This is a genomic window from Bradyrhizobium elkanii USDA 76 (genome assembly GCF_023278185.1).
Taxonomy (GTDB): Bacteria; Pseudomonadota; Alphaproteobacteria; order Rhizobiales; family Xanthobacteraceae; genus Bradyrhizobium; species Bradyrhizobium elkanii.
This window is the reverse complement of sequence record NZ_CP066356.1, coordinates 7,147,953-7,160,462: the sequence shown is the minus strand read 5'-3', so window position 1 is coordinate 7,160,462 and position 12,510 is coordinate 7,147,953. Positions and strand designations below refer to the sequence as shown.

General features: G+C 58.2%; 7 protein-coding genes. 5 read left to right on the top strand and 2 right to left on the bottom strand.

From position 1 onward, the window contains the following. The first annotated feature begins 765 nt into the window (after positions 1-765). The gene (locus JEY66_RS34225) at positions 766-1,545 is read left to right on the top strand and encodes a hypothetical protein (protein ID WP_080650322.1); all 780 of its coding nucleotides are present in this window, start codon (positions 766-768) and stop codon (positions 1,543-1,545) included. Between the two features lie 504 nt (positions 1,546-2,049). On the opposite strand, the gene JEY66_RS34220 is transcribed toward JEY66_RS34225, so the two are convergent. Next, on the bottom strand, positions 2,050-2,967 hold the full coding sequence (locus JEY66_RS34220; protein ID WP_018270176.1) for an NAD(P)-binding domain-containing protein: 918 nt from the start codon (positions 2,965-2,967) through the stop codon (positions 2,050-2,052). Positions 2,968-3,473: 506 nt separating this feature from the next. On the opposite strand from JEY66_RS34220, the gene JEY66_RS34215 reads away from it, so the two are divergent. From JEY66_RS34215 to nolL, 4 genes are all read left to right on the top strand, one after another. Further along, positions 3,474-4,772, top strand: coding sequence for a glycoside hydrolase family 28 protein (locus JEY66_RS34215; protein WP_026192368.1), 1,299 nt, complete (start codon positions 3,474-3,476; stop codon positions 4,770-4,772). Between the two features lie 230 nt (positions 4,773-5,002). Then, on the top strand, positions 5,003-5,995 hold the full coding sequence (locus tag JEY66_RS34210) for a pectinesterase family protein (protein WP_050994063.1): 993 nt from the start codon (positions 5,003-5,005) through the stop codon (positions 5,993-5,995). Between the two features lie 444 nt (positions 5,996-6,439). Continuing rightward, on the top strand, positions 6,440-8,599 hold the full coding sequence (locus JEY66_RS34205; protein WP_233475512.1) for a hypothetical protein: 2,160 nt from the start codon (positions 6,440-6,442) through the stop codon (positions 8,597-8,599). A 1,187-nt stretch (positions 8,600-9,786) separates the two neighbouring features. After that, a complete protein-coding gene (gene nolL / locus JEY66_RS34200; protein ID WP_050994061.1) occupies positions 9,787-10,893 on the top strand; it encodes a nodulation factor fucose acetyltransferase NolL in 1,107 nt (368 codons plus the stop codon). A 163-nt stretch (positions 10,894-11,056) separates the two neighbouring features. Here nolL and JEY66_RS34195 read toward each other — a convergent pair whose 3' ends face one another. After that, complete coding sequence (locus tag JEY66_RS34195) at positions 11,057-12,424, bottom strand: carbohydrate porin (protein WP_018270180.1); 1,368 nt, start codon at positions 12,422-12,424, stop codon at positions 11,057-11,059. Positions 12,425-12,510: the final 86 nt, after the last annotated feature.

Below are 12,510 nucleotides of genomic sequence, written 5' to 3'. Positions count from 1 at the left end.
GCGCGATTGCGCCCGACAGGATTGCCGAGTGCGGATTGAGATTTGCCCAAGACACAATCGCAAGATGGAGGACACGACCGGATCGCCGTGTGCGGTGGAAAAATGCCCGCCCTCCTATTGCTCAATGAGCGAGGAAAGAACTTTGAAATGATCGCCATCGGGCGTGCCAGAAGTGGGCTCTGCTTCGAAAGAACGGGTTACTCTGCCTGAAGATGCTGGGGTATCTGCGGCATCCTCCGGCAGAGCGAACCGGGAGAAAGCATGCTCCCTGACGCAACACGAGGCCTTGGTCGCATGTCCCCCGAAGTGAAGCCGAGATCTGACGGCCCACTCGTCGCAACGACGCCGATTCAAACGGCGTCGATGACGCCGGCACGAAGCCTAGCCTTCATCCGGTCTGAACTTGCTGAAAAACGCTTGCGCAATCGATGACCTCTCGGCGGCCCTGAAGTTGCCACGGATGGTCCATGAGTGGAAAGAAACAAGACGGGCCCAAGTCGCAAAGCAAACAAAACATACCCAACAAATACGAATCGCGGACTTTTACTGTGGCACGAAGAATGCAGACCCTCGGAATGCACAGGGCGCCCTCACGTGGCACGGCCACGATCGCAAGTTAAGGCCATGGCTGGCCACTGAAGTTGGTGATCCCCGGAACTTAGGCGGAAGACGGCGCCTGCTGGTGTAGATCCCGGCGGGCCCGTATCACGCCGCCGAAGAGCCAAGAGCGGGGCGCGCTAGGAAGGACATGAAGGGCCTCGGCAAATGAACGCAGAGACCAACTTCGCGGCGCGGCTCATTGACGCCGGACGCCGCGCAGCAATAGCACGTACATGTGGCCTGAAAGCTGACGTCTCATATTACGTCAATGAGGCGCTCAAGGAGCTTTGGCGAACCAGGTCTCCTGAAGAGGCAGAAAAGATTGCTGCGCGGTGGGTCTTGTGGGACGCAGATGGAAGGCCATGGCCGCGCATGCCCCCGCTGGAAAACGTGGTCTCGTTCCACCGCACCGCTGCGGCACCGGTCGTGAAGCCGCCGGCGACGCCATTACAGGTAATCCGGGATTGGTTCGAAAAGCAGGATGAAGAGATTCGACGCGAAATCGCTGGCATGGCGATGCTTTTGGTCTTGGAATTTCGCGGTCCTCCCGAAAATGGCAGCCAAGACCGGTGTGGGTATCTCCGGCGGTGGCTAAGCCAAGCGGGACTACCAAACCATACGGTCATTGGCCGCGCTTTGACGTTCCGCACGTGTTTTGAGTATTTCGCGGAGAGCAGGTTCACCGAGTCGGGTTGGACGCGGTCCGAGCGGGCCGCTTTTAAAATTCTTGAAGATGCCAAGCGGGACCCGAACTCCGAAACTGCGCACCTGGCTCCGATTGCCAAAAAAATGCTCGATGCCTTGCCCGCTCGAAAAAGCCGCTGGATCGAGGTGCGGAAGTCCTGGAAACAACTTGCCGGTGCCAGCCTCACACCACGAGCCCTCAGGGTTTGGAGTGCCTTGCACATGGAGAGGGTGAGGCGGGACTCCAGTCGGGAAGTGTAGCGGTACAGCCGAACGATTTTAGCGAGGCACCAAGGGCGGCCCGTGGGTAGGCGGAAGTTTATCAATCGAGAAGTACGATGTCGGTATTACTCCTGCGGTCAATCTCGGGCATGGCGCGTTCCGGTCGGATTTACCCAAGATGAATCGGGCGTATCTCATGGGTTGGACGCGACGCGGCTACGCGCTAGACACGTGGAGACGTCGCACAATCAATGCTTCACGACTTGATAAACGTAAGGCAATAGAGTGCAGAAACCTCCTGTGAAGGTTCGCGCGGCGGTAAGACACCTAACCGAAACAGTCAGCAGTGGTGCGCCGCGGGCGACCAATGGACGTAAATTCGCCGCGCAGGCCGCCAGCTGCATCCCGCAGGCGAAGTTTGCTGATCACTGAAAGATCGACCTGGTCGGGAAGCGCTCGGGAAACGAAAAGGCGTCATGCCAAGTTGCCCGGGAATCGAGATTTTGTCCTGTCGGAACGGCAGTCGTAACTATATCTTGAATCTCAATCACTCCGCGCAAGGCGGCATTCGCCGGAGCGATACTCGTATTCGCTCATCTCTAGAGGGAAAATCGGGCACGCAAATAGGCGCTCGCAGGTCTTGGCGGCCGGTTTTAGACGTGGCGCGAGATCCCTCCACTCGCAGCGAAGGTGATCTAGGACTTCCTGGCCGCCCGCGCTTAGCCTCTCGAGTTCCGCGATCAGACGCAAGCGGACTGTCGCCGCAAAAGGATTCTCCGTCTGAATCTCAGCAAACGTCTCGGGGTTGCCGCACAACATGCGCCCGACTCCCGCCAGGAGAAGGTGATAGGTAGGCGGACCGACCTCTAACGGAAATTCAGTGTTCTCGTCGCGAAGGATGCTTGCAAGCGACAGGAGCAGCGCATGCGCAGCCAGCTGACGCTGCGCAAGAAGTCGGTCGTGAGCTTCAGCATCGAGCGCGACAAGGCTTGCATTCGTGCGTCGTAAAAGCTGCAGAAAGACTTCGAGCCGCGGCCCTGATCGATACGCGATCACCGCAACCGGACGATTTGCCCAACCGAGCTCCGGGCTAAACAGGGGATTGAGGCCAAGATATTCCACCTCGCGAGGTAAGTTGGCCGCCCAGGAGGCCGGTCTCGTCTTGACCGAAAGCGTCTCGATCAACAATGCGCCGCCTTTGAGCCGCCGACAGGCGGATCCGAACGCGGCTCCTGCTACCGTGAACGGCAAAGAAAGAACGACAATATCGGACTCCGCAATAGCGGATTCGGCCTCCAGCGTCAGGTGGATCGCATCGCTCACGATCAGGTTCTGATCTATTCCAGCCACCGGCCTGTGATCCACGAAGCGTACTCGTCCGCCAGACGCTGTGAGAAGTTCGGCTAGCTTTAACCCGACGCGTCCGGCGCCAATGATCGTCGCTTGTGAACCTTGTGTCATCTGTCCCCGCCTAATCGTTATTAGAGTGGTTGCGTTGCGTCACCGGTCTCGCGCGCTCAGCCATCAATTTTGGACCACGCGCTCACTCGCAAGATCAATCACAATGCATGCCACATCTGAATTGCAGCCCAGGCGGACAGCCACCGCCTTGAGGGAACAGAAAGCAATAAATCCGGAATTGGCGTGGATTAAGATAATCAGAGCCGCTCACCATCTCTACGCCGTTGGTGTGCAGGCCGTGTAAAGGTGGTGGGCCGCCTCACCGAGTGTCGCACGCCAATTGAAGACGCGCCCTCGCACCTGCCGCTCAAGTGCATGTGGTCACAAGGTGTGATCTCTTGCGGAACGCTCATTCTTCATCGCGTGAACTCGCAAGGCCTAGGCCTTTTTTGCGTCTTATAAATGTCATCTTGCGTTGGCCTGTGAGGTGAGCTGCGGCTGGTTGGTCAGCGCTCAGCTCAGGACAACGAAGCGGCGATGATGCTCGCGGCAAAGAGACGAGGCTAATGACAAAGCATTTTCGCGAATGGACGCTGATGTCCATCGTTGCCACCATGGTTGTCTGCCCCGGCGCAAAAGCGCAAGATCGCCGCATTGTCGCAGAGCCCGTTGCACCTCATACGGTCTGCGACCGCCCGGTGCCGTCTGGCAGCAACGATACGGCTCGGCTACAGGATGCCATCGACCATTGCCCCGCCGGTGCTGCGGTCTATCTCGGACGTGGCGAGTTCCGGTCGCATCCACTCGAGATGAAATCAGGTGTCACCTTATGGATTGGACGCGGTGCAACGCTTTTGGCTATCCCGGAACCAGTTGCGTACGACAAGGGCCGCGGACAATGCGGCCGCATCGCAGGTAAGGGCGACGGTTGCCGGCCGTTCATCAGCTTCTCCAAAACGCGCGGCGGCGGCATTTATGGCGACGGCATCATCGATGGCCAGGGCGGTGCGCCGATGGTCGGCAGCGCCGAGACCTGGTGGCAGCTGGCCCGCCGCGCGCAAGCCGAGGGCGGTAGTCAGAACGCTCCGCGTTTGATTCAGATCGATCATGCGCAGGACATCACGCTTTCTGGTGTCACCTTGCGCAATGCACCCAATTTCCATGTCGCGATGAACCGGGTCGAAGGTGCCACTGTCTGGGGTCTGACGATCGATACACCGGCCGATGCCCGCAATACCGACGGCATCGACCCAGGCGCCAGCCAGGATGTGACCATCATCCACAGCTTCATCCGCACTGGAGATGATAACGTAGCGATCAAAGCCGGCGATAATGGTTCAACTCGCCATATCTCCATCACCGATAATTATTTCGGGTGGGGACATGGGATGTCGATCGGCAGCGAGGTGAACTCCGGCGCCAGCGACATACTCGTGAGCAACCTGACCTTGGACGGCACGACGTCTGGCCTGCGCATCAAGAGCGATGTCAGCCGAGGCGGCCTGGTCGAACGCGTGACTTATGAGAATGTTTGTCTGCGTGGCAACCGATGGCCGGTCGCGTTCGATACAAAGTACGATCCCCATGCCCAAGGCAGTAGGATTCCAGTCTATCGCCAGATCGTTCTGCGCCATGTGCGCGGCGACAATGGTGCGCTGCTGATGCGCGGGGTTGACGAGGGCCATGCGCTTGACGTGACGCTAGAGGATGTTCGATTTGCCGATTCCGCGACTTGGCAGCTCGAACATGCGAATGTGACAGCCGATCATTCTGACGTGTCTCCGCCGCTACCCGGGCAAGTGAGGAAACCGGTGCCGCGCGATTGGGAGGGGTGCGCCAGGGCATTCCGCGACGGTAACCAGTAAGCACAACAACTCGGTGCCGAACCTTCAGACCGGTCGCGTCTGCCTGATACGGTTTTGATTCGCTGGCCTTGCGAATGGGGACAGGCGTTACCGCGATCGGACGTTCGCCTATGGGCGCGTAAGTTCCGGTTCGGTAGGAAACGTTGTTTGACACTAGGCTGCCAGGTCGCGGGGGCACATTCCACCGATTGCATCAAGCGTGCAGCGAACCCGATAACAGGTGAGATCACATGCGGATTTTCGCGCTATTCGCTGCGGTTCTGGCCGGATGTTTCGGCATCTCGGCAGCCCGTGCTCAACCCCTTTTGGTCTCGCATGCCGAGAGGGCAGCTTATCACTCCCTGCAGGCCGCCATCGACGCATTACCGGCCCAAGGTGGGGATATTCAGATCGCGCCGGGCATCTATCGCGAGAAGGTCAAAGTCTTCAAATCCGGTGTTCATATCAAAGGCTCCGGCAGGATGCCGGGTGATACGGTCATTGTGTACGGCGACGGCGCGATCAACGTCGGAGGAACCATCCGTTCTGCTACGCTGGACGCCTCAGGCGATGACTTCCGGCTCGACAACCTGACGATCCAAAACGATTACGCGCTCAATTCGGCAAATCCAGCTTCGCAGGCCGTCGCACTGTCCGTTACCGGAGACAGAGACATTATCAGCCGCGTCCGCCTGCTCGGCGCCCAGGACACATTGTTCGCCGGTAAGGGGCAGAACGGCCGAATGTCGCGACAATACTTCTCGGATTGCTATATCGAGGGACACGTCGATTTCATATTCGGCAATGCCAAGGCCTATTTCCGACACTGTGAGTTGCACGGTATCGCCAATCAGGCGGTCGTCTATACCGCGCAGAGCAAGGCAGCGCCGGACGAGGACAGTGCCTATGTGTTCGAGCATTGCATACTGACTGCCGACTCCGCCGCGCGGGATGTTGCGCTTGGCCGGCCTTGGCGCCCCTATGCAACGGTGGTGTTCCTATCGACGAAGTTGGATGCACCGGTGGTCGCGGAGGGCTGGCGCGAATGGGCTCCGGGCAAGACCAATTCGCTGAGGACGGCCTACTATGCTGAATACAAATCCACCGGTGTCGGGGCCAATCCCGCAGGTCGCGAGCCTTATTCGCACCAATTGACCGACGGCGAAGCCGCGAAATGGTCGCTGAAAGCGTTCTTCGCAGGTGCCACAGATTGGCTATCCGCCGGACCTTCCAGATCGGAATAGAGGAACGCTTACGGGCTGTCTTCTCATTTTTAAGCGGCTCTCGGGCCAATAGTGCGCACGAGAGCGTGCTTGCGCTGGGGCGTCCCGTCGGCAGCAACTGAAATTGGGGCAGGGCACGGCCGTCGCACCTCGCCGGCTCCTTGCTGCCCCTTCAGAAGAGATCAACGCCAACGGCATTGCCCGTTGTGAATTCTTGTTCTCGTCAGCTTTTCGAAAGCTAGGTCCCATAAAAATCCAGAACCTGCCTTCGCTTCACGGCTGCCACTTAGCGGCCGTGCAAGCGTGCGGATTGCGCAGGGCCTACACCATCACGAGGAGAGCAGGATGGATCCAGTCGACCCATTCTTCGATTCAGGAGCTTGGATGGAGGCGTACGCCGCCCGACAGGGGCGAGCGGGGCAGCCAGGGGGCAACGCAAGCCAGCAAGGCGATTTTGAGCGGCGGATGGAGGATTTGCAGCTCGATTCGTCTGATGAGAGTTCCGCAAAGTCGAGTTCGCCGGACCAGGCTCCCACAGGGGCCGGGCGAGCAGTTCGACGGGACGAGCTCGGCGGTTCGATGCGGGTGCCGCCACGCTCGGATTTTAGGGACAGCGCACGGGGCGATGCGCGGCGGAGCTTAGACATTCCCCGCTTTCAGCTTGATGCTCCGGCCCAAGTGCCGCAGTCCAGTTTGCGCGATGATCTATTCAGCAGCGCGCGCTACAGCTTGCCGGACGCGGAGCCTGGGGTTCAGGCCAGGAGCGGTAAAAGCCGCGGACTGTGGTCGCGCTTCAAGTCGGGGGTCGGCAAGGCCTTTGGAGGGAGTAGCAAGTCCTCGCGGGAGACCGCGCAGTCGGATGCTTCCTCGACGAGTTTTCGCGTCGATTACGCCAGACAGCCGGGCCGGACGCGCGGGGTCGATCCGGAAGACGAGGCGCTCATCAAAGAGTTTAGACAAAGAGCAGTCCGCAACCGCACCGACGGCACCGCAGCCGGCAACCTCACCGACGGCACCATCAGAAATGCGGCAGCCGACCTGCGCATTTTGAGCGCGCGCCTGAATGACAACGATAGGCCCTCAATTGCGGATCGCATTCGCCTCGAGATGGAAAATGCGCAACTGGAAGATCCGGAGGTGGAAAACCACCAGCTCGAAGCTGAGCTCGACCAAGATGTCGACACCTATGCAGCGGACCGCGCAAGGCGTATCAAAGCTGCCTTGAAAAAGCTCCGTGAGGTCGGCGCCGGAAACACCTTGTCAGCCGATCTCCGTCGCCTGGCTCCCCATTCCGCGGACGCGACCCTCATCGGCATGTGGGCCGCGGCGGAAAAGGCGACACGCAGGGTTGAGCCGAAGACGATCGACAGGCAGGCTCGCCGAATGTCGAGGCTGAGTGAATGGCTGCAAAAGCACGATAAGCAGGCCATCGCCGGCCGGCTCTTCACCTCCGGGCTCGACCAGGATGTCGCGGAGTATAGGCAAGAAACCGAAGACGGCAAAATCAAAGCTGATTTGCTCAGGCTTGGCCGCTACCAGCAAATCCTTGAGGCGAACAGGGCCCTCGGCTTGCACCCTGCCGAGGATGCGGGGCAGCCCGTCGCCGAAGGCGCCCGACAGGCGCACTCGCCGCAGGAGGTCCCGGCAACGCCAGCCACGCCGAGTGCGGGAGCGTGGGATTGGCTTGGTGAGCAGATCCACGGACCCACCTCATCACTGGCAGTGCCGCACCACGGTTGGCAGGCCAGCTCGTCGCAGCAGCTTCCCGCAACATCGGCCAGCCCGAGCGCCGGGGCTTGGGATCGGTCCAGCGAGCAGATTCTCCAACCCGCCGCACCTGTGCAAGCGCCCTATTGGCTCCCGCAACCCAATCTGCCGCACGGGCTTCCTGCGACTCCAGCCAGCCTAAGCCAAGGGGCCTGGGATTGGCTCGGGCAACAGATGCAGGAACCCGCCTCACCATCGTCGGTGAGGCCTCGGTCATCAAACATCTACAGCGGTCTGGATCCCTTGGTTGATTTGGATCCGTCCACACCGCACGACTTGCACGACGATGCACGCTCTGCGCCCGCACCTGAATTTCGCAGAGCGCCGTCATTCGCTGGACCGTCCGGGGGCGCCCAGGAACTGCGGGATATTGGGGCCGTCGTTGGCTCGGATTGGCGTCACGGCTCCCAAGCGGCCTCGGACGTGTTGGTTGACGTCCTCGGCAACATCAATCTGCTGCCAAACCAGTTCGGGCCAAGTCAGTTTATGATCAACGGTGAGCGCTACTCGGCCACATTCGGACCAGGAGGGCGCACGGATGTCCGCCTGATCCATCATCCGCGCCCGAGCTACCTTGATGAAGCTGGGCCATCCCAGCCGCTTCATCATCCACCGCAGATCGTCCAAGCCGAGCAACCCCGTGAGGGCCTACGGGACCTTGGGTATCTGATCCGCGGCGGATGGGAGCACCGCGAGCGGTTCCTTCCGCCTTACCTTGTCCGCGTCCTGCAGGGGGAACGCATCATGCCGCAGGCTGGGCGTCCAACCTATTTCCAGATCCGCGGTGTGCCCTACAGGGGCGAGTTGGATGAAAGCGAGGGGCGCCAGCGCGTTCGCATCTATCCTGAACGTGGCTGAAGAGCGCAGGCGGACGGCAATCTCAGGCGCTCGGCGGGGCAGCTCGCGCGAGGCGTTCTACAGCCCGGCCCTTGACAGCCGATGTATCCATTCGAAGTACTGAGATGGGCACCGCCTGAGCGGTCTAGCCTCCTGTTTGTTGGCGCAGCTTGAACGCGGCCTTCTCTATCCCTCAGGCTTTCACAAATCTTCCGCCGATCATCTTGCCTTAGAAGCCGTTGCTCAGTAAGCGCAACTGTTCGAACCATTTCGACCGCCCACAGCCCGGAGTGCGGACGACGCGAGCGTCTGGTGGATGTAGGAACGCTCGCCAACAAACGTCGGTTTGCTGACGCTGGCTAATCGTGATGGCAAGGTCGAATACTTTCGGAAGGAGGCCCTGCTGCGCAACCTACATATATTTAGGCCTTCATGCTCGAGTTGGGTATTGCCGCTGTTCAAAATTCTCGTAGTGCGTTGCAAACACTTTTTCCGGACGGGACACCCAGCAAGGTGACTGCTCGGTCTGGCAGCCGATCGAAGTGAGGTAGCACCACTTTAAATCGGTAAACCGTCGTATAGCTCGTTCCCGCTTTCTTTATAACGATCGCCCACATCCATATAATTGAACATTGGCGCGCAGCCAGCTATCGGAGCGTAGAGTTGCGATGGCAATTGCCTCCACGATCATCGGTCGGATCGATTTCCATGGAGCAAAAGCTGCAGCAGTTGCTTTTCATACTAAGTGGTTGGCCGCCGGATCCCGATGTTCGGCTGCTCAGCCTATCTCTTTCTTGGACCAGGCATCCCGTGCTCCGGTATAACGCGGCATCTCATGAAACTTGGCTTTAAGAACAGTCGTCATGATGTGGTGTCTTCTCGGGCGCCGCCAGGCCACGGCCGACCTTCGCACGCCTGGTTCACCAGCACCCGATATTCCAGCTGACCTGAACGGCTAGCTTCAAAGCAGCGTTCCGGAGAGTGGCCCTGTGACATCCGGCAGGGATGTCTTTGATGTCGGCTCGGAACTCCAAATTGATGCGCATGATGGACCGACGTATAGCGCGACAATCTGGCTGGGAAGCACTTCCATCCTGATTGCCGCGCGGCACCGACGACCTGATGATGCAGCTTCCGGCCAGTACTTGGTCGCGGCAGCTACCCAACGTCAGACGGATCTCCAGCTCGTTGGATTAAGGGATGTCGAGATGATGCGAAATGTAACTGGGTCGACTTTGCCTGGTACGCCAGAGGAAAACGATCGCGATCTAGCTTTGGATTTCGACAAAGCAGTGCTCATCATTTTGGTGATCGTCGGTCACTTGATCCAATATCTCCTCTACCGAGATGAAGGATTCTGGGATTCGCCATTCTTCAAATGGATCTACATGTTCGACATGCCTCTCTTCATGGCGATAAGCGGATATCTTTCTTGCCGAGCGCTGTTGCGAAAGTCGTTGATGCAAGCCGTCGGTGATCGGGCGATGCAGCTCTTGGTGTCCATGCTGTTTTGGTGCGCTCTCCTGGAGACAGCAAAGTTAGCCGTGCTTCCCCGCGCCCCTGACGCATCAGGCAACATTTTACAGCTTCTAAACGATGTCGCCGGCACATACTGGTTCATCTGGGCCGCGCTCGTTTGTTTTCTTTTCGTCAAAATTCTTTCGATCTTCAATCGTTGGTCGCCCTGGATCCTATTCTTATCGGTCATCCAGGTCGCACTTGCACCTCTGACATTCTCCATATTTCCTCTCATAAAGTACACTTACCCGTTCTTCTGCTTGGGATTCTCATTTGCGCAGTCAAGAGACTGGTGGACGAGCATAACGGGCGCTTACAAGCCGCTCTTGATCATGTCTGCCTCAATAGCCGCACTGGTGTGCTTTCTGGCCTGGCGCAAAGACTCCTACGTCTACAACAATCTCGCCCTGGTCAAAGATATGCAGTCGGCAAAAGACGTGCTTCTGATGCTTTTTGGCTCAGCAGCGGCCTCAGCGATCATGAGTGAGCTCTTCCGGCAATGCTGGAGAGTTGGCCGCTCCAATCGAGTGGTCCGCTTTATCGCCGTGGAAATAGGACAGAGCACGCTGGTGCTGTACCTGATTCAGGGCATGGCATTTCGTCTCATGGATTCGATACCGTACGCAGAGCCGTTGGATCTCACATCCAAGTTGGCTGTGGCGGGAATTCTAGGGGCTGCGATTGTCCTCGTCGCGCTAATGGTGCGCCGAACCGTGCATGACATTCCCTATCTGTCTCAGCTCATTCTTGGAACTTCACCCCCGCGCCCTATGTCGAGCGGGGCAGCCTGCGGATAAGTAGCTGTAGCCGAAATCCGGCCAGGAGGCTCTTAGATCATGAGATAGCAGGCCCCCTGGTTCGTCTCCTCTCACAGCGTCTCGCCGGCGCGCTGGCAGAACTTTGCGCGCAATTGTTTCGAACCGAGAGTTTGGTAGCAGAATTGGTGGCATCCTCACTGATCTAGAAAAATATCAGCGTAGACACCAACAGATTGAGGGCGTGCTCTGTTTGAGGCGTGTGGATGACGCTTATCGGGTTGTGAATGTAGGACAGTCCGAGGCTTGCATATATCCCCGGAGCGAGATGCGCGGTATAGGTCCCCGTGATGGCTGTGGTATCGTGATGCGCAAGCTGCCCTTTGGCCAAGGCAGCATCCACTGCAAACCTGCTCCAGGTCGTGTTGTTGGCAACCAGAGCAATCAAATCACTGGGCCGGCTGTCAAACAGTCCCTTTGCATAAAGACGAAGCTCGTAATACTGGCCGATCCTGTTTAGGTCAGGTGAAGCTCCCATGATGGAGAATCCGCCATAGATGCCGCGAGATGGCGTCCCCTCAACGTCACTCTGCCAGAGCTGCCTGTCAGCAGCTATGTAATGAAAGTTATTCCCGCTCTCCCTTTGTTGATCCGGATCTGCCAAATTCCTGTAGCGGCTGCTGTTCAAAGCAATGCCGGCCCGCAGCCACGTGTCGGGAACGCCAGGAGCGGCCTTGCTCTTGTAGCCAAGTTCATCAATGAACAGAATGCCGGCATTGGCTGTGCTCCAGTTTAAACCCGAAGGATTTTCGGTTATCTGCGCATAGGGACCATCTGGACTGATTGACCGCTGCACGGAAACTTTGTTGTACAAGTGATCATCAAAATTGTACTTCAGGTTGGCGGCGGGCGTTGGCGCGGCGTTGGTGCTCATCCCTGCTTGGAAAAGGGCAAACATGTTTGATCCTGAAATTCCTCCGAATAATGTGCCGGTGAACTCATTCGCATTTCTGAGATAGCCAAGCTTGAGTTCGAATTTTCTGTCGAAGAACGTTTGATAGTAGGCGAATGTATTCAATCCTACTCGATCCGGTCCCGGTCGTTTCCATGTCCAGTATTGCTGCTCGGCTCCAACGACAATCTGTCCATCGGGAATACCAAACCGGCTGAGATCATAAGTGACGATCACGAAGTTCGTCGTAGCAAACGTCGGATTCTGCCCCATATAGAGTTGGTTGGCGATGCTGCTTCTGGTCGCATTCGGCAGCTGGTTGTTTGCAAAGGTGTTGTGCGTCCAGCCGATATAGCCAATGCCGACGTCTGCCAGTACGGATCTAACGCCATGCTTGTCCTGATCAATTGTATCAGCAGGGCCGGGTATGTTGAGCCAAATCCCTTTTTCTCGGAAAGCATCAAAGCGTGCGAAGGGGGCGATCGTCTTTCGCGTTTGCGTCTGAGCAACCCGACCGGCGCTGCCGGGCTTTATGAGAGGTAGGTTGGGGGCTGACGCCGACGCCGAGGCATGAAGTCGAATCGGCTGATTGACCACGCCGATCCGGAGCTTTGTAGCCATATCCGGGGGCGTTAACGTTCTTCTCTTGGTGGCTTGGTCCGCAGCGTTGCTCCTGGGGACAGGCTCGTCGGCAGTTTGTGCCGAAA

What these genes read in the sequence shown, in the direction of transcription:
- JEY66_RS34215 (WP_026192368.1), top strand. Translation starts at nt 3,474, where the DNA reads ATGACAAAGCATTTTCGCGAATGGACGCTGATGTCCATCGTTGCCACC.
- JEY66_RS34195 (WP_018270180.1), bottom strand. Translation starts at nt 12,424, where the DNA reads ATGGCTACAAAGCTCCGGATCGGCGTGGTCAATCAGCCGATTCGACTT.
- JEY66_RS34220 (WP_018270176.1), bottom strand. Translation starts at nt 2,967, where the DNA reads ATGACACAAGGTTCACAAGCGACGATCATTGGCGCCGGACGCGTCGGG.
- JEY66_RS34205 (WP_233475512.1), top strand. Translation starts at nt 6,440, where the DNA reads ATGGAGGATTTGCAGCTCGATTCGTCTGATGAGAGTTCCGCAAAGTCG.
- nolL (WP_050994061.1), top strand. Translation starts at nt 9,787, where the DNA reads ATGATGCGAAATGTAACTGGGTCGACTTTGCCTGGTACGCCAGAGGAA.
- JEY66_RS34210 (WP_050994063.1), top strand. Translation starts at nt 5,003, where the DNA reads ATGCGGATTTTCGCGCTATTCGCTGCGGTTCTGGCCGGATGTTTCGGC.
- JEY66_RS34225 (WP_080650322.1), top strand. Translation starts at nt 766, where the DNA reads ATGAACGCAGAGACCAACTTCGCGGCGCGGCTCATTGACGCCGGACGC.